The sequence below is a fragment of the uncultured Megamonas sp. genome (genome assembly GCF_958438645.1).
Lineage (GTDB): Bacteria > Bacillota > Negativicutes > Selenomonadales > Selenomonadaceae > Megamonas.
Genome location: NZ_CAUBSM010000009.1, coordinates 1 through 17,766 on the forward strand (window position 1 = coordinate 1; position 17,766 = coordinate 17,766).

General features: G+C 32.4%; 19 protein-coding genes. 6 read left to right on the forward strand and 13 right to left on the reverse strand.

The genetic code is table 11. The features are described from left to right. Positions 1-286: 286 nt before the first annotated feature. A complete protein-coding gene (locus tag Q5I67_RS07355) occupies positions 287-1,969 on the reverse strand; it encodes a carbon starvation protein A (RefSeq protein WP_302486894.1) in 1,683 nt (560 codons plus the stop codon). A 386-nt stretch (positions 1,970-2,355) separates the two neighbouring features. Here Q5I67_RS07355 and Q5I67_RS07360 point away from each other — a divergent pair, with 386 nt between their 5' ends. Further along, on the forward strand, positions 2,356-2,571 hold the full coding sequence (locus Q5I67_RS07360; RefSeq protein ID WP_008540065.1) for a cold-shock protein: 216 nt from the start codon (positions 2,356-2,358) through the stop codon (positions 2,569-2,571). A gap of 42 nt (positions 2,572-2,613) precedes the next feature. Here Q5I67_RS07360 and Q5I67_RS07365 read toward each other — a convergent pair whose 3' ends face one another. From Q5I67_RS07365 to Q5I67_RS07415, 11 genes are all read right to left on the reverse strand, one after another. Beyond that, a complete protein-coding gene (locus Q5I67_RS07365) occupies positions 2,614-3,063 on the reverse strand; it encodes a YhcH/YjgK/YiaL family protein (protein ID WP_302486895.1) in 450 nt (149 codons plus the stop codon). 73 nt (positions 3,064-3,136) lie between these two features. Then, entirely contained in the window at positions 3,137-3,562 is a 426-nt protein-coding gene (gene atpC / locus Q5I67_RS07370) for an ATP synthase F1 subunit epsilon (protein ID WP_296898749.1), read from the reverse strand. Between the two features lie 3 nt (positions 3,563-3,565). Next, positions 3,566-4,978, reverse strand: a complete 1,413-nt coding sequence (atpD, locus tag Q5I67_RS07375) for a F0F1 ATP synthase subunit beta (RefSeq protein WP_302486896.1) — start codon at positions 4,976-4,978, stop codon at positions 3,566-3,568. Positions 4,979-4,993: 15 nt separating this feature from the next. After that, entirely contained in the window at positions 4,994-5,845 is an 852-nt protein-coding gene (atpG, locus tag Q5I67_RS07380) for an ATP synthase F1 subunit gamma (protein WP_296898745.1), read from the reverse strand. Positions 5,846-5,862: 17 nt separating this feature from the next. Beyond that, positions 5,863-7,377, reverse strand: coding sequence for a F0F1 ATP synthase subunit alpha (gene atpA, locus Q5I67_RS07385; protein WP_302486897.1), 1,515 nt, complete (start codon positions 7,375-7,377; stop codon positions 5,863-5,865). Between the two features lie 28 nt (positions 7,378-7,405). After that, on the reverse strand, positions 7,406-7,945 hold the full coding sequence (atpH, locus tag Q5I67_RS07390; RefSeq protein WP_296898741.1) for an ATP synthase F1 subunit delta: 540 nt from the start codon (positions 7,943-7,945) through the stop codon (positions 7,406-7,408). Beyond that, entirely contained in the window at positions 7,939-8,442 is a 504-nt protein-coding gene (gene atpF, locus Q5I67_RS07395; RefSeq protein WP_296898739.1) for a F0F1 ATP synthase subunit B, read from the reverse strand. Before atpF ends, atpH begins: the two co-directional genes overlap by 7 nt. 54 nt (positions 8,443-8,496) lie before the next feature. Further along, positions 8,497-8,748: a F0F1 ATP synthase subunit C gene (gene atpE, locus Q5I67_RS07400; protein WP_008540075.1), complete on the reverse strand. Its 252-nt coding sequence runs from the start codon at positions 8,746-8,748 to the stop codon at positions 8,497-8,499. Between the two features lie 113 nt (positions 8,749-8,861). Further along, a complete protein-coding gene (gene atpB, locus Q5I67_RS07405; protein WP_296898736.1) occupies positions 8,862-9,536 on the reverse strand; it encodes a F0F1 ATP synthase subunit A in 675 nt (224 codons plus the stop codon). 138 nt (positions 9,537-9,674) lie between these two features. Next, positions 9,675-10,073, reverse strand: a complete 399-nt coding sequence (locus Q5I67_RS07410) for a hypothetical protein (RefSeq protein ID WP_296922628.1) — start codon at positions 10,071-10,073, stop codon at positions 9,675-9,677. A gap of 155 nt (positions 10,074-10,228) precedes the next feature. Then, positions 10,229-11,251, reverse strand: a complete 1,023-nt coding sequence (locus Q5I67_RS07415; protein WP_296898756.1) for a mechanosensitive ion channel family protein — start codon at positions 11,249-11,251, stop codon at positions 10,229-10,231. Between the two features lie 147 nt (positions 11,252-11,398). Here Q5I67_RS07415 and Q5I67_RS07420 point away from each other — a divergent pair, with 147 nt between their 5' ends. The 4 genes from Q5I67_RS07420 (at position 11,399) to larB (ending at position 14,245) form a co-directional block, all read left to right on the forward strand. Continuing rightward, a complete protein-coding gene (locus tag Q5I67_RS07420; protein ID WP_296898732.1) occupies positions 11,399-11,920 on the forward strand; it encodes a GNAT family N-acetyltransferase in 522 nt (173 codons plus the stop codon). 277 nt (positions 11,921-12,197) lie between these two features. After that, a complete protein-coding gene (locus Q5I67_RS07425) occupies positions 12,198-12,773 on the forward strand; it encodes a TMEM165/GDT1 family protein (protein ID WP_296898730.1) in 576 nt (191 codons plus the stop codon). Between the two features lie 96 nt (positions 12,774-12,869). Beyond that, complete coding sequence (locus Q5I67_RS07430) at positions 12,870-13,484, forward strand: DedA family protein (protein WP_296898728.1); 615 nt, start codon at positions 12,870-12,872, stop codon at positions 13,482-13,484. A gap of 2 nt (positions 13,485-13,486) precedes the next feature. Continuing rightward, a complete protein-coding gene (gene larB, locus Q5I67_RS07435) occupies positions 13,487-14,245 on the forward strand; it encodes a nickel pincer cofactor biosynthesis protein LarB (protein ID WP_296898726.1) in 759 nt (252 codons plus the stop codon). Positions 14,246-14,302: 57 nt separating this feature from the next. On the opposite strand, the gene Q5I67_RS07440 is transcribed toward larB, so the two are convergent. After that, on the reverse strand, positions 14,303-16,036 hold the full coding sequence (locus Q5I67_RS07440; RefSeq protein ID WP_302486898.1) for a sigma 54-interacting transcriptional regulator: 1,734 nt from the start codon (positions 16,034-16,036) through the stop codon (positions 14,303-14,305). 311 nt (positions 16,037-16,347) lie between these two features. On the opposite strand from Q5I67_RS07440, the gene Q5I67_RS07445 reads away from it, so the two are divergent. Then, complete coding sequence (locus tag Q5I67_RS07445) at positions 16,348-17,751, forward strand: aspartate ammonia-lyase (RefSeq protein ID WP_302486899.1); 1,404 nt, start codon at positions 16,348-16,350, stop codon at positions 17,749-17,751. Positions 17,752-17,766: the final 15 nt, after the last annotated feature.

Here is a 17,766-nt window from a genome sequence, read left to right on the forward strand (position 1 = left end):
ATGTAAATGCAGCTATAAATATTAGAAATGAAGGATTAAGAATATTAAACATAGCATAAATCTTAAATAACATATACAAGAACCATAGGAACTATGGGGATAGCTCGGAGATACTGTATTCGTTAGAATACTTGACCGAGAACCCCGCGACTTTAGTCGTGGGAGGTTCAGGATATGATTAAAATAGCCCTTGAAACAGCTATTGATGAAAGAGATATCTAAAAAAAAGGCCCAATACATTTTATTAGTATTGGGCTTTTTTGTATTCTTTTATCAAATTAAAAACTTATCTATTTACATTAGCTTGCATATTTTCTTTAGTACCAACTAATTCTTTACCACAATGAATAGCTACAGAAATAGCAAGTATCATCAAAGCAAGTGCAATAATTAATTGTAAACCATCTACAGCAAAAACAAATTGTCCCATGGATAATTTTACAACAATAGCATATATAGATTCTACTAATGCTGTTAATGTAACGCAGAACATAACTATCATTGGAATATAAAGCATGAAACCTTTTCTTCCCGTTGTTTTTAAGAATACAGCCAAAGAGATAAGCACTAATGCAGATAATAACTGATTAGCAGCACCAAATAATGGCCAAATATTCATATATCCACCAAGACATAATAAATAACCAATAAATAAAGTTATAAGTGTAGCAAAATATTTATTTGTACATAATTTTTGAATGAAGCTCATTTCTTGACCTTCATCTACACTGAATAATTCCTGAAAAGACATACGACCAATACGAGCTACTGCATCTAATGAAGTAAGTGCTAAAGCTGATACACACATAGTCAAAATACAATTTGCTATATCATGTGGCATACCAAACATAGCGAAAAATCCTGCTACAGCAGTAGAGAAAATCTGGAATGGGGTACCATCTGGTAACTGACCATTTGTCGCAGCAGAACAAACAATTACTAAGGAAACTACACCTAAAACAGATTCTACAAGCATAGAACCATAACCTACAAATAAAGTATCTTTTTCATTAGAAATAGTTTTAGAAGAAGTACCTGAAGATACTAAACTATGGAAACCAGAAACAGCACCACAAGCAATAGTTATAAATAAAATTGGGAATAAATCTTTTCCATTTACATTAAAGCCTACAAAAGCTGGCATATTAATTGTTGGATTTACTGCTAATACACCGATAACGCCACCAGCAATCATCGCTAAAAGTAAAAATGTACTTAAATAATCGCGTGGCTGTTTTAAAATCCACATAGGCATAACAGATGCTGCAAAAATATAAGCAAATACTACATAAAGCCAAATCATTCTGTCCAAATAAATTGGGAAGGCAATACCAACAGCAAGCATAACAATCAATAAAATAATACCTAAAACAAGACGAACTTTTTCATTCGGTTTAAATTTCTTAATGAATAAACCAAATAAAATAGCTACAAATATAAATAACATGGATATAGAAGCTGCTGCTGCATTTGGAGTTACTAAAGCACCATCTTTACTAAATCCATTAAAAGTATTTGCCACTATATCAGCAAAGGCAGCTATTACCAATAAAGTAAATAACCAACAGAATAATAAGAACAAACGTCTACCAGTTTTGCCAATATAATGTTCAATTAACATACCCATGGATTTACCTTCATTTTTAACAGAAGCATATAAAGCTGTAAAATCCTGTACTGCTCCAAAGAAAATACCACCTACAATAATCCATAAAAAGGCAGGAAGCCAGCCATACATAGCTGCAATTATTGGACCTGTTACTGGGCCAGCACCCGTTATTGAAGAAAATTGATGTGAAAATACCGTAAATTTAGATGCTGGTGTAAAATCTTGACCATCATTATACTTAAATGCAGGAGTTTTGGCATTTTCATCAACTCCCCAAGTACGTAATAACCAACGGCCATAAACTCTATAGGCTATAAAAAAAATTATGATTGCACAGCCTACCAACATTATGCCATTCATCAAATCATCCTTTCTTAATTTATAATACTAAATCTCTTAGTATAATATATATGTATATATATTATAAAAAAAATCTAATATAAGAACTTATAAAAATTATTATCGACTTATAAATATATCATCATATATTTATAATGTCAAATTTATATGTAAACATGTAAATATTCTTTAAATATTAACTATAAAAAATAATTATAATTTATGTCACCTTGTAAATTGACAAATTATATATCCCATGCTACTATTAGTTTATTCAGCTTTGGTACACAATTAAAGTCACGTCTTAGTCCTCCTCTTAATTAAGTGTGGAAGATTCTTATGTGTTTTTTAGTTTGGTTTGACCTCTGCACTGATTATATTTTATTCATCCTAAGGAGGATTTTATAATGGGAACAGGTACAGTAAAATGGTTTAATTCTGGTAAAGGTTATGGCTTCATCACTAATGATGACGGATCCGGCGATTTATTCGTTCATTTCTCCGCTATCAATTCTGAAGGTTTCAAAACTTTAGAAGAAGGTCAGAAAGTTACTTTCGATACAGAAGCTGATAGCCGCGATGCTAGCAAACTTCGTGCAGTAAACGTTACTGTTGTAAAATAATAAAAAACAAGAAAGAGCAATCATTTGATTGCTCTTTTTTATTTATATTTCAATTTTAAATAAAGCCACTTTGAATTTATTTTTTAAATCCATATGAATACCTGTTTTATGGGCTTCATTTTGATTACAAACTAAAATGTCCCCATATTGGCTCAATAAATTCACATTTGTATATGGCATTTCTTCTATCATTAACATATCATCTATCTTATCATTATGATATACTTTTCCACCATAAATATTAACATCAATGCGTTCTTGTCCTCTCAACAAAATATAAACATCGATATGTTTTTTATGTGCTTGCCAATATCTTTCCTGACCAATTTGTGTTTCATATTCATCAATGCGAAAACTAATATCATTTCTATCTGTTTGATATATTCCTACATTATAATTTATTAAATCATGCTCATTAAAATAATCTATACAAAATTTAACACGCTCATCAAGACTAGTTAAATCCATATTTTTTATATTTCCAAAAATCATATTATCACCTTTAAAATAAAAACGGTTGTAGCTAAATAAGTTACAACCGTTTTTACATAAAACTAATTAAATATTAACCAATATCTGTTTTAGTTGCTTTAAGTCTGGCTTTAGCACGTTCAAGTGCAGCTCTAGCACGAAGCGTATCAATATCACTTTTTTCTTCAGGATTTTGTTTAAAACTTTCTAAACGTTTATGTGCACGTTCATAAGCCTTTTTAGCTCTATTGATATCAATTTCAATAGGAAGTTCTGCTGCACTTGCAAGCACAATGATTTTATCAGATTGAACCTGAATAAAACCACCACTTACTGCTATAAGATTTTCAGTACCATCAATCATAGCTCTCATCGCATGTGGAACAAGTCCTGCAAGTAGTGGAGCATGTTTTGGCATAATACCTAAATCCCCAGCGATAGAACGCACGATCAACATATCAATATCAGCACTATAAACAACTTTATTGGGAGAAATAATTTCTAGCTTTATTTTAGCCATAAATTATCCCTCCTTCTTCATTTTATTTGCTGCCTCAACAACTTCATCAATGCTACCAACCATGTAGAAAGCACTTTCAGGTAAATCATCATATTTACCTGCTAAGATTTCTTTAAAGCCACGAATAGTTTCTTTTAATGGTACATATTTACCTGGTGTACCTGTGAACTGTTCAGCAACGAAGAATGGTTGAGATAAGAATCTTTGAATTTTACGAGCTCTAGCTACAGTAAGTTTATCTTCATCAGATAATTCTTCCATACCTAAGATAGCGATAATATCTTGAAGTTCATTATATTTCTGTAAAATAGCCTGTACACCACGAGCTACTTCATAATGTTCTTCACCGATTACATGTGGGTCAAGAATACGAGAAGTAGAATCAAGTGGATCCACTGCTGGATAAATACCAAGTTCTGCAATTTGACGAGATAATACTGTTGTTGCATCCAAATGAGCAAATGTTGCTGCTGGAGCAGGGTCAGTTAAGTCATCGGCAGGAACATATACAGCCTGAACAGATGTGATAGAACCTTTTTTAGTAGAAGTAATACGTTCTTGAAGAGCACCTACGTCTGTAGCAAGTGTTGGCTGATAACCAACGGCAGATGGCATACGACCTAAAAGTGCAGATACTTCAGAACCAGCCTGAATGAAACGGAAAATATTATCAATGAATAATAATACGTCCTGATTTTGAACATCACGGAAATATTCAGCCATTGTAAGACCCGTTAAAGCTACACGCATACGAGCTCCTGGTGGTTCATTCATCTGACCATAAACGAGAGCAGTTTTATCGATAACGCCAGATTCTTTCATTTCAGACCAAAGGTCATTACCTTCACGAGTACGTTCACCAACACCAGAGAATACAGAATATCCACCATGTTGAGTTGCGATATTATGAATAAGTTCCATGATAAGAACTGTCTTACCTACACCTGCACCACCGAACAAACCGATTTTACCACCACGAGAATATGGAGCAATAAGGTCAACGACTTTAATACCAGTTTCTAAAATCTGTGTAGATGTTTCTTGTTCATCAAATTTTGGAGCTGGACGATGAATAGGCCAAAATTCTTTATTGCCTACAGGAGTATTATCATGGTCAACTGTTTTTCCAAGTACGTTAAATACACGACCAAGAGTTGCTTCCCCTACTGGAACTCTGATTGGAGCACCAGTATCTTCAGCTTCCATGCCACGAGTCAAACCGTCAGTAGAACTCATAGCGATACAACGAGTAACATTGTCACCCAAATGTTGCATAACTTCAACAACTAAATCGATATCAATGTCACCAGATTTACCTTTAATAGTTACAGCATTTAAAATTTCTGGCAAAGATTCTGCCGGAAATTCTATATCAACAACAGGTCCAATAACCTGTACAATTTTACCTTTTGCCACTTAGGTGAAACCTCCTTACTTCAGAGCTTCTGCACCGCCCACGATTTCTGTGATTTCGCGAGTAATACCAGCCTGACGTACTTTATTATAATGCAAATCAAGTTTAGAGATGAGTTCTTCAGCATTGTCTGTTGCATTGCTCATCGCATTCATACGTGAACTTAGTTCACTTGCTGCTGATTGTAATAATGACGAATATATTGTAGTAATAATATATTGCGGTAATAAGTATCCAAGCACTGACTGTGCTGATGGTTCATAAATATATTCAGCAGTAGGTTTATGTTCGGAGGACTCTGGTGCTGTAAATGGTAATAATTTAATTGTCTGAGGTATAGCAGAAATAGCTGACACAAATTTAGTATATACGAGATATACTTCTTTATAGTCACCTTTACTAAAATGCTCCATAACTTCAATAGCTATTTGACGAGCATTTTGATACTCTGGACGTTCTGTAAATCCCATATAAGAATGCAATACATCGTATTTACGTGGAACGAAATATTCCTTACCACGACGACCTACTGTGATAATAGATGTGTTTTTTGCATCTTTGATATGAGAAATTGTTTCTTTAAATACATTACTAGCATAAGCACCTGCAAGACCCTTATCGGAAGCTAAAACAACATATAAAGTTTTACCTTCTTCACGTACTTCTAGCAGAGGATGTGAAAAACTTCCTGCATTAGAGGCTACATCGGCAATAACCTCATACATTTTTTCAGCATAAGGTTGGTTGGATACAGCCGCTTCTTGGGCACGACGTAAACGAGCAGCAGCAACCATTTTCATTGCTTTAGTGATCTGCTGTGTACTTTTTACGCTTTTTATTCTGCGGCGTATGTCCTGTAAACTAGCCAATTAAATCACCTCACTGCTTATTTATTATATGAATATGTGGATTTAAATTCTTCAATAGTGTTATTGATAGAAGTTTCTAAAGCATCATCTAATTTCTGTTTTTCAATGATTGTCTGTCCAATTTCTGGATGATTAGAATTCATAAATTTCAAGAAATCACGTTGGAAATTAACAACCTGATTAACAGGAATATCGCTTAAGAAACCACGTACAGCTGTATAAATAACAAGGATTTGTTCATCTACTTTCAATGGTGAATACTGTGCTTGTTTTAATGTTTCAACCATACGCACGCCACGGTCTAATTGTTCTTTTGTAGTTTTATCGAGGTCAGAACCAAACTGAGCAAATGCTGCAAGTTCACGATACTGAGCAAGGTCAAGACGCATACGACCAGCAATCTGTTTCATAGCTTTTATCTGAGCACTACCACCTACACGGGATACGGAAAGACCTACATCGATAGCTGGACGAATACCAGAATAGAAAGCTTCTGTTTGGAGCATGATCTGACCATCTGTAATAGAAATAACGTTTGTTGGAATATAACCAGATACGTCGCCTGCTAATGTTTCAATGATAGGAAGAGCTGTAATAGAACCTCCACCGAGTTCATCACTCAATTTAGCAGCACGTTCCAATAAACGAGAATGTAAGTAAAATACGTCCCCTGGATATGCTTCACGTCCTGGTGGTCTACGAAGGAGTAAGCTCATTGCACGATAAGCTGTAGCATGTTTGGAAAGGTCATCATATACGCAAAGTACATGTTTACCTTGATACATGAAGTGTTCACCCATAGCAACGCCAGAATATGGTGCCATATATTGAAGTGGTGCACTATCAGAAGCAGTAGCTGCTACTACAATTGTATAATCCATAGCACCATGATCTTCAAAAGTTTTTACAACACGAGCAACTGTAGAAGCTTTCTGACCAATAGCTACATAAATACAAATACAATTTTGTCCTTTCTGATTGAGGATTGTATCTACTGCAATAGCTGTTTTACCTGTACCACGGTCACCGATGATAAGTTCACGCTGACCACGACCAATAGGAACTAAAGCATCGATTGCTTTAATACCAGTTTGTAGAGGTTCTTTAACTGATTTTCTATCAGCAATACCAGGAGCTGGATATTCAATTGGACGAGTTTGTGTTGTATGAATAGGGCCTTTGCCATCGATTGGACGACCAAGTGCATCAACAACACGACCAATCATAGCTTCACCTACTGGAACCTGCATGATTTTACCAGTACGTTTTACTATGTCGCCTTCTTTAATTTTTGTGTCGCCACCTAATAAAACGGCACCGACATTGTCCTGTTCAAGGTTTAGGACCATACCATATATATCATTACCAAAGTCGAGCAGTTCCCCTGACATCGCTTTGTCTAAGCCATGAATATGTGCAATACCATCACCGATTTCAATAACAGTACCTACATCATCAACATTTAAATCAACATTATAATTTTTAATTTGATCCTTGATAATGGCTGTTATTTCTTCTGGATTCATTTTCATAACGACTCTGTCACCCCACTTAAATAACTTAATTTGCCATTAACTGCTTTCCTAAAGATTTAATTTTGCTAGTTACACTACCATCGATTAATTTATCGCCCATTTTTACAACGACACCACCAATGATGGATTTATCAATATGTGTTTTTAGCTGAATATGCTTGCCGGTAATAGCTTCTAATTTCGCAGTTAAAGCTTTTTCTTGTGATCTCTCCATAGCTACTGCAGTAGTAACATGAGCTACTACAATATTACGAGCTTCATTAGACAGAGCTTCATATTCACCGACTATTTCTTCAATTAATGCTATGCGACGTTTGTCAATCAATAACAATATAAAATTATGCACTGATTTTTCAATATCGCTACCAAAAACTTTATTTAGCAGTTCTTTTTTTGCTGATGGCTGAATTTGAGGATTACTCATAAAAGCCTTAAGCTCTGGATGTGTTTTAAAAAGCATGCCAATCTCTGCTAACTGTTCACCATACTTTACAAGCTTATTTTCTTCCTGAGCTAATTCAAACATTGCCACAGCGTATTTTTTTGCTAACTGTAAATTCAGCATGGCAATCCACCCATTTTATCTTTATCCAATTGGTCAATGAAGTCACTAACCAATTTTTCATTTGTCTTATTATCCATATTAGCAGCGATGATTTTACCAGCTGCCTGCATGGATAAAGCTACCATTTCACCACGTAACTGCATTGCTGCACGTTCACGTTCTCTAGCAATATCTTCTTTTGCGGCTTTTCTCATCTGCTCAATTTCACGTCTTGTTTCAGCAACACTAGCATCACGTTCTTCTTGAGCACGTTTCATTGCTTTATCTACAATTTCCTGTGCTTTTATACGGGCATCAGCTAATTGCTTATTATATTCAGCGAGCAGTTCTTTAGCCTTTTGTTCATCTGCTTCTGCGGCATCAATGCTTCTTGCGATTTTATCTTCGCGTTCTTTAAGCATTTTCATAACAGGCTTATATGCTACAAATTTTAAAATAAGTACCAAAATAAGGAAGTTAAGGATTTGAGCCACAATCGTCATATTGATATCAATCAATTTATTGCCCCCTTATGCGTTCCTAAACATCTAAAACTTAAATGTTTACCCAAATTATTTAATAAGTGGGTTAGCATAAAGCATGATCAATGCAATAACTGTTGCAATGATAGGCATAGCTTCGATTAAACCTACGGAGATAAGAGTATTCATGAATAAAGTATTTTTTGCTTCTGGTTGACGAGCAATACCTTCGATGAATTTAGAAGTAACAAGACCATCACCAATACCTGCACCGATAGAAGCGAGACCCATTGTAATACCTGCACCAATTAATGCTGCCATAACCATAATTGCGTTTTCCATAAAATAAATCCTCCTTAAGATAAATATAAATTAGTTTAATTTTTAAGATTGTCCTATCTTTATTTAGACAACCTTATATTAATAGTTGTTAATTAAAATTTTATTAATAACTATTAATGATGATCATCGTCTTTCATAGCATTTGCTAAGTAAGACATAGATAACATAGTAAATATAAATGCCTGAACTGCACCTATAAATAAACTAAATGCAAGCCAAACAACACTAGGTACTGGCATCCATATTGGTACTAATAAAAGCAAGATAATGATTAAAATTTCCCCTGCTAAAATATTACCAAATAGACGGAAAGCAAGTGTAATAGGCTTAGCTATTTCTTCAATCAAATTGATAATTACAAATGGCGCTACTGGCTGGAAAAAATGTTTTATATAATTAAAACCTTTATAATACAAGCCAAGTACATGTAACATTACAATCACCAATAAAGCCAAACCTAAAGTTGTATTTAAGTCATTTGTTGGTGATGCAAGCGTTGGAATAAGTCCTATCCAGTTTGAAACCAATAAGAATAGAAATAGCGTGATTAAAAATGGTGCCACTAATTGACCACGAGAACCTATTGTTGCACCAATTTGTTCATTAAGCCAAACAATAACCATTTCAATTACATTTTGCCAACCTGAAGGAACAAGCTTCAAGCTTCGTGTCGCCAAAAATGCAATGATTATTACAATCGCCATTGCTAGCCAAGTCATCTCTAAGGTTTCAATATTGAATTGCATACCCGCGAAAGTGACAACTTCACGCACACCAATTTCATGCATTTTCCCCACTGCCGCTTATACAGTCCATAAGTAACAGTGTCCTCACCTCTCTTTACTATATATTTATTTAGCTGAAAAATACTCCTGCATCTTTATATCTTTCAGTTTCTATGTAGATAATATTTGCATCTGCAAATATTATTCCATATTCTTATGATAAACAAAAATAATTAAATGTATCATATACAATATAAAGGCTAAAAAAAATCCACCAACTACTGCATAAAACAACTCTACTGATTGCACTATTGCTGCCCTTAATATAATAAAAATCATCAGCAATCTCGTTATCAATCCAAGCCACATTTGACCTTTAGCTTTGCCAACTGTCAAATTAGAAGCTTTCCATGTACGATAAACCATAACCCAAGCACAAATAACAGCTAATAAATATCCCGTAAAAATACCTGTAAGTAAATATAATTTATCATAAACAACAAATGCCCCTATAATAACAATTGTGCAAATCAATATTTGTATCAATAATTTTTTACCTTGAACAGATAAAAATTCTTTCATTAAAATTAATTTCTCCATTTTTATTCCAAAACCATGCATTTTGTATTCAATCAAGTATATCTTACCAAATCTCCAACAAAATAAAAAGCTTTTCCTTAAATATTATTTAATTATTTTATTCATCATTACTATAAAATATTTTTATAGTTATTTTCTATTTATCTTAATATATTTTACTCTTTAGTATTAATAACTGTCCTTATTGGGAATGGTATTTCTATATTTTCTTTTCTAAATTCTTTTGTAATCGCTTTTATAAATTCATGTTTGACAATATATTGATTAGTAAACTCGCTTACATGCATTATTACATTAAAATTAATACTAGAATCAGCAAACAAGTTAAATCTAACCACTGGTTCTGCTTTAACAGCTGGATCTAATTTATTCAAGATACCTTTTGCTGTTCTTATACAAACAGCTTCTACTTTATCTAAATCACTATCATAACTTACGCCAATTGCTACACTTACAGTTATATCTTGAAGTGGCATACTATAATTTGTGATGATCGCCTTAGATATATTTTGATTAGGTACAACAACTACATTATTGCTAACAGACTGAAGAGTTGTAAAACGCCATGTAATATCTGATACTCTACCTTCTTCACCCGTACTTAATTTAATATAATCATTTAAACGAAGTTGTTTTGATAATATTAAATGCAGTCCAGCAAAAATATTTGCAAGCGTATCTTGAAGACCGAGGGCTACCGCCATACCGCCGACCCCTAAAGCTGTGAGGATTGGTGCTACTGATATACCACAATATTGTAAAACAATAAGTGCCCCCATAGAATACACTAAAATATTTATTAAATTATTTAATAATGAAGTCTTTGGCATATTTTGGTCTGAACGCAAAGTATAAAAATCTATCATGCCAGATAATGTTCTTGCAATAACTCTTGTCAAAGTAAAGATAATCACTGCAAATAATAAATAAGATAATAATCTACTTATTGTTTCTGGTATAGATAAACTATTTATCGTCCAATATAAACCAACACCGGAACACCAAGAAATTGGTAATCCTTTTAAAGCATTAACAAAAATATATTGCCATGAATCTCTATTTACATTACTTTGCAAATAACGATTAATCAAACGACTGAGAAATGAGCCAACAATCAACGCACCTATTTGAATACAAATTGGTACAAATAAAATATCTAATAAATGTTCAAAAGACATTGTCGTTAACAAAATTATCCTCCTTATTTCTTATTTGTTATATTAAGAAAAGTATACTATACTTTTCTTAAACTGTCAGGAAAAATTCCTGTAAGTTTCTAAAAATTATTATAAAATCTATAGCAATACAACAAAGGTGGTTTTAATATGGAAAAAATCGTAAAAACAGGCAATAGATTAAGATTTCGTCAAGCAACTGTTGAAGATATGGACTATATCATGGAAGTAGAATATATTCCTGAAAATGCTAAATATGTCATTCCTTACACTCGCGAAGTGCATATGCAAACTTTAGATACTCCTTCTGCTACCCATTTAATCATTGAAACAATAGATACACATGAAAAAGTAGGGTTTCTCATGATTGCAGGCCTTGATAATCCTTATAAAGAAATCGAATGGACTCGTATTATTTTAAACGTAAAAGGCAAAGGCTATGGTCAAGAAACATTAGAAATGTTAAAATCCTGGGCATTTGATGATTTAAAATTCCATAGAGCATGGCTTGATTGCAAAGATTATAACGAACGAGCTTTACATGTATATGAAAAAGCTGGACTTGTTCGCGAAGGACTTATCCGTGAAACAATCTTAACTGATGGTGTTTATGAAAATCTAATCATTCTTGGAATTTTAGACAGAGAATATTTTGCCATGAAAAATAAATAAACTCTTGCCAAAATATTTATTTTTGTGTATTATATCCATTGTGTGTATATGGTATTATTGGTAAATGTATTGGCTAAAAGGGAGTAGCTTTTTAGAATAAGTCAACATACTGATGAACGACGAAATTCATCTGGCTTATTCGTTGATGTTTTACATCAATAGTGAGACTTTTGGTATAGATTAGTTACACTAAGTGTATCAGTCTATACTAAAAGTCTCTTTTTTTATTCCCTTTTATCAAATAAATTTAATTTATGCTAAGGAGAGATTTAATCTTATGTTTGCATTTTCAACAGCGTTTATCATGGTGGTTCTTGCCGAAATGGGTGACAAAACTCAATTATTAGCTATGGCTTTTGCCACAAAATATCCATGGAAGAAAGTCATGTTTGGTATTTTAGTTGCTACTATTTTAAATCACTTTGTAGCCATCGCTGCTGGTATTTATTTGCATTCTTTTATTCCTAAAGACATTATCGAACTCGTTGCTTCTATAGCTTTTATCGTCTTTGGTCTTTGGATTTTAAAAGATGATGAACTTGGCAATGAAGCTGAAAAAAATCGTTTTAGCGTCTTTTGGACTGTAGCTATTGCCTTTTTCCTTGCTGAAATGGGTGATAAAACTCAGCTTGCTACAGTAGCATTATCTGCTCAAATCGGTTCTGATTTATTTTCCATTTTATTAGGCACAACACTAGGTATGTTAGTCGCTGATGGTCTTGGTATTTTATTAGGTGCTACACTCCACAAATATGTACCTGATAGAGTCATCAAAAAATTTGCTTCATTGATTTTTATTTTATTTGGTGTTATTGGTATACTTCATGCTATGAATATTATAAATTTATATTAATTGCATCATAAATATTTAAGGATATTTTTATCTTTATAAGTTATAATATATATAAGGTTTATATTTTAATTTAACAGCAGAAAGGACTAATCTTTGATGGAACAATTTTCAACAATCTTTTTGAGTTTTATTGATACTTGGGGCTATGTTGCTGTAGCTGTACTAATGGGGCTTGAAAATGCTTGTATTCCAATTCCTAGTGAACTTATCTTAGGGTTTGCTGGATATTTAATCTTTGCTGGCAAAATGGAATTTTTCCATGCTACAGTCGCTGGTATGGTCGGTGGTATGATTGGCTCTATCATCACTTATTATATCGGTGCACATGGTGGCAGACCATTCGTAGACAAATACGGAAAATATTTCTTCATGAAAAAATCACATGTAGATACTGCTCAAAATTGGTTTGATAAATATGGTATAAAAGCTGTATTTTTCAGCAGATTACTTCCTGTAGTTCGTACATTTATTTCTCTACCTGCTGGTTTTGCTAAAGTTAATATGAAGAAATTCATCATTTATACTTTTATTGGTTCTCTTCCTTGGACTATGTTCATTCTCTATGTAGGAATGATTCTCGGCGAAAATTGGAAAACTATGCTTGCTGTAGGTCATGAAGCAAGTTTAATTGTGAGTGCTATCATTGTACTTACTTGTGCTTTTTACTTCATTCGTTGGAGACGCAATAAAAAAAAGGTAGTTAAACAATAAATATGGATACTACTCAATTATTAGATTTACTTCATGATTATAAACAAGGAAATATCTCCGATGAAACTATGCTTCATTCACTTCAAGATACTCAAGGTTTCGAAGATATTGGTTTTGCCAAAATTGATCATGACCGAGCAAAAAGGCAAGGATTTCCTGAAGTAATTTATTGTGCAGGTAAAACAAATGAACAAATAGCTGATATTTTTGTTCATTTATATCAAAAAAGTGAACAAAATATCATTGCCTCTCGTGCTACATTAGAAAATTATCAAGCTGTTTCAGCTAAAATAAAAGATGCTATATACGATAAAGAAGCACGCATCATCTATGTCGATAGAGATACTTCTCCCATTGATGATAAACGTTTTATTCTTGTCATGACTGCAGGTACTAGTGATATCCCTGTAGCCAAAGAAGCAGGTCTTACTGCTCAACTAATGGGAAATAAAGTACAATATTGCTTTGATGTAGGCGTCGCAGGTATTCATCGCCTACTTAGCAAAAAAGATTTGATTGATATGGCTAATGTAATCATCGTTGCAGCTGGTATGGAAGGAGCTTTAGCTAGTGTAGTTGGTGGTCTTGCTAACAAGCCAGTAATTGCTGTACCTACAAGTGTAGGTTATGGTGCTTCTTTTCATGGATTAACCGCATTGCTTTCTATGTTAAATAGTTGTGCTGCTGGCGTTGCTGTAATGAATATTGACAACGGTTTTGGAGCTGGTCGATTAGCTAGTATGATTAATCATATGCGTTAAATCATTAATATTAAAAATAAGAAGCATAAAAGTTTAAAAGCTTTTATGCTTTTTATTTTATATTATGGTTATACTAAGCCAAAAAGCTGTAAGTGCTGGCACGAAATCATTATATTTTATCTGTTTAGATTTACAAATATTTTTCCACCAAACCTTACTTAAAGCATATTCTTCTTCTAAATTCTGCATAACTTTATGCTGAAAAATCTCTCTATTTTTGATTTTATCTATTCCATCAAAATCATCATATTTTGATTTTTCCATATCAGTTAACCAAATAGCTAAAGTCAGTATTAAATATATCTCTTGTTTTAAATTTACATTCATTTTCTTTTTGATAAAATTTAAAAATTGAATGGAAAAACTCAATGCTTCTAAAGAACAACTCTTTATAATAGAAGATATATTTATATTTTGCTCTAAAAAATATCTATTGCTCAATTTAAAATAGAGATTTATCTCACGCTGAAAAAGTTTCTTTAATGGAAATTTTTCTATTTCATTTTTAGTTATTTTTTCTAAATGTTGTATTATAGCTACATAAAATACTTCATTGCTGATTTGCGTCAAAACCTGTTTTATCTGATGTGGCAAAAATACGATTTCTTTTGGAAATAAATTTTTGATATTGTACCAGAAAATATTTTTATTATTTATTTCTTCTTGATATTTTTCATTGAAATTCTCTACTAATAATTTTTTATCTAATTTAATTACATCTTCACCTTGAATATAAGCATAATATGCCCTTGCACAAAGTAATTTTATATCCGATATCAATTGCCCTACATTGCCTTCACTATAAGTTGCTTCTGTTAATGCTTTAAAAATAATTGGTTCTACATATAAAATTTTATTAATTGCCAAAGCTTCATCATATAAAAATTTTTCGATAATCATTATTTTTTCTAAAATAGGTCTATCCTTATATAAGGGTAAATTTATAATGATTGGTATACGTCTAGTAAAAGTTTTTAATAAGACTTTATCTGGTGTACTCGTTGTTGCTGCAATTATTAAAACCTTACTTTTTCTATAAGTCGTATCACCTAATCGATTATATTCACCTTTATCCATTAAATAAAATAACATCTCTTGACCTTCTGGTGGTAATCGATGAACTTCATCCAAAAATAAAATTCCTCCATTAGCTTTTTCTACTAAACCGATTTTATCTTTATCTGCTCCTGTAAAAGCATTTTTCACATGACCAAATAACTGTGACAATAATAATTGAGGATTACTGCCATAATCTGCACAATTAAATGTAACTAACGGATAATCTTCTTTATAATAATTTTTTCCATATTCATGCATAGCTTTAGCAAAAGCACTCTTGCCTACACCACTATCGCCCAATATCAGAGTATGCAATCCTTTTGGCGGATATGATATAGCCGACTTTGCCAACTCCACCTGATATTTCAAACTACCATTCCAGCCACAAAGTTCAGCAAAAGCATCTTTTTGCTGACTAGTATCTTCTAATAGATATTTTTGCAATTCTTTTAGAGTATAAATTTTTTGCTCTGGCAAACTGTATTGTTTATTCAAATAATGTATAGTTTCTATCGACAAAAATTTTACAGGTCTTGTATTAATTTTTACAATTTGATTATCTTTAAATAGACCATTGAGTATACTACTTGCATTATTGCGCAAAATACCGAAGTTTTCTTGAATATCTGTTGCTTTTACTCCTGGTATTTTTCCGTTCTTCATAGATTTTAATACATCTTCTGCTTTAGAATTATTTCTAACATATTCATTTATTAATTCTAACTGTTTCATTTTTCGTCCTTCTATTTTCTTTCAATTCAATATATTATAAAAAATTATTTAATATATTGTATACATAATACAATCTTCATTATACACTACTATCATCTCTATTATACACCTTTAAGCAAAATAAATATAACGTTATTTTTCTATCCATATTTTATCAGCAATAAAAAAGTATACACTATGTTGGCACATTATTTGCTTTATTTATTATTATATAAATCATTTATATATCTTTATTTTAAATTTAAAGATTTATTTTTTCATTATATATCAATTAACTAAAATTATCAAAAATTAATTAGAGGTGCGTTTTTATGTCAACAAGAACTGAACATGATTTTATCGGAGAATTAAACATTCCAAATAATTTATATTATGGAGTACAAACATCTAGAGCTATAAATAATTTTCATATTTCTACTAGAACTTTAGAAAATTATCCATTCTTCATCAAAGCTTTAGCTCAAATAAAAAAAGCTGCTGCTTTAGCTAATAAAGAAGTAGGTGTTTTAAAACCAGAACTTGCTAATGCTATAGCTTCTGCTTGCGATAAAATTATTGAAGGCAATTTCGTAAATCAATTTCCTGTAGATATGCTTCAAGGTGGTGCTGGTACTAGCACAAATATGAATGCTAATGAAGTAATTGCTAATATTGGTTTAGAAATTCTCGGTCATCAAAAAGGCGAATATCAATTCTTACATCCAAATGACCATGTAAATCTCAGCCAATCCACAAATGATAGCTATCCTAGTTCTATAAAAGTAGCAGCATATACAAAATTAACAGATTTACTCACTGCTATGGAAGATTTAAAAGCTAATTCATTAAAAAAATCTGTAGAATTTAAAGATATCTTAAAAATGGGTCGTACTGAACTTGAAGATGCCGTTCCTACTACTTTAGGCAATACGTTTGAAGCTTTTGCCACTTATATTGATACTTCTATACATCAAATTTCTCATGCTCGTGAAACTATGAAATTCTTAAATATGGGAGCAACTGCTATTGGCACTGGTATAAATTGCCACCCTGACTACAAACATGTTATTGAAAAAGAACTACACAATATCACTGGTATAAACTATCAAATTGCCGATAATCTCATTGCTGCTACACAAGATACTGCTGATTTTGTTTATGTAAGTGGTGCTTTAAAAACACTTGCTGTACGTTTAAGCAAAATTGCCAATGACCTTCGCTTAATGAATTCTGGCCCTCGCTGTGGTTTAGGTGAAATTAATTTACCAAAAATGCAACCAGGTTCTTCCATCATGCCAGGAAAAGTAAATCCTGTCATTGCTGAAGTAGTTGCTGAAGCTTGTTATGAAGTTATGGGCAATGATGTAAGCATCACACTTTGTGCTGAACGTGGCGAATTAGAACTCAATGCATTTGAACCTGGCATTGCTTATGCTTTATTTAATTCTATCTGCCTACTTGAAAATGCTATAAATACTTTATCTACAAAAGCTATTAAAGATTTAACAGCTAATACAGATATTTGCTATAACTCTATCATGAATTCAATCAGTATTGTTACTGCATTAAATCCTTATATCGGCTATGAAAAATCTTCTAGCATTGCTAAAGAAGCATTACAAACTGGTAAAGCTGTAAGTGAAATTTGTTTAGAACGCGGATATTTAACTGAAAAACAACTCACTGATATTTTAAATCCTAAAACAATGTTAACACCACATATGGGAACAAAATAATTTCTATTAATTATA

Bases quoted from the DNA above. Each gene is read 5' to 3' on its own strand.
- Q5I67_RS07355 (WP_302486894.1), bottom strand. From the start codon at position 1,969: ATGAATGGCATAATGTTGGTAGGCTGTGCAATCATAATTTTTTTTATA.
- Q5I67_RS07360 (WP_008540065.1), top strand. From the start codon at position 2,356: ATGGGAACAGGTACAGTAAAATGGTTTAATTCTGGTAAAGGTTATGGC.
- Q5I67_RS07365 (WP_302486895.1), bottom strand. From the start codon at position 3,063: ATGATTTTTGGAAATATAAAAAATATGGATTTAACTAGTCTTGATGAG.
- atpC (WP_296898749.1), bottom strand. From the start codon at position 3,562: ATGGCTAAAATAAAGCTAGAAATTATTTCTCCCAATAAAGTTGTTTAT.
- atpA (WP_302486897.1), bottom strand. From the start codon at position 7,377: ATGAAAATGAATCCAGAAGAAATAACAGCCATTATCAAGGATCAAATT.
- atpH (WP_296898741.1), bottom strand. From the start codon at position 7,945: ATGCTGAATTTACAGTTAGCAAAAAAATACGCTGTGGCAATGTTTGAA.
- atpE (WP_008540075.1), bottom strand. From the start codon at position 8,748: ATGGAAAACGCAATTATGGTTATGGCAGCATTAATTGGTGCAGGTATT.
- atpB (WP_296898736.1), bottom strand. From the start codon at position 9,536: ATGCATGAAATTGGTGTGCGTGAAGTTGTCACTTTCGCGGGTATGCAA.
- Q5I67_RS07410 (WP_296922628.1), bottom strand. From the start codon at position 10,073: ATGGAGAAATTAATTTTAATGAAAGAATTTTTATCTGTTCAAGGTAAA.
- Q5I67_RS07415 (WP_296898756.1), bottom strand. From the start codon at position 11,251: ATGTCTTTTGAACATTTATTAGATATTTTATTTGTACCAATTTGTATT.
- Q5I67_RS07420 (WP_296898732.1), top strand. From the start codon at position 11,399: ATGGAAAAAATCGTAAAAACAGGCAATAGATTAAGATTTCGTCAAGCA.
- Q5I67_RS07425 (WP_296898730.1), top strand. From the start codon at position 12,198: ATGTTTGCATTTTCAACAGCGTTTATCATGGTGGTTCTTGCCGAAATG.
- Q5I67_RS07430 (WP_296898728.1), top strand. From the start codon at position 12,870: ATGGAACAATTTTCAACAATCTTTTTGAGTTTTATTGATACTTGGGGC.
- larB (WP_296898726.1), top strand. From the start codon at position 13,487: ATGGATACTACTCAATTATTAGATTTACTTCATGATTATAAACAAGGA.
- Q5I67_RS07440 (WP_302486898.1), bottom strand. From the start codon at position 16,036: ATGAAACAGTTAGAATTAATAAATGAATATGTTAGAAATAATTCTAAA.
- Q5I67_RS07445 (WP_302486899.1), top strand. From the start codon at position 16,348: ATGTCAACAAGAACTGAACATGATTTTATCGGAGAATTAAACATTCCA.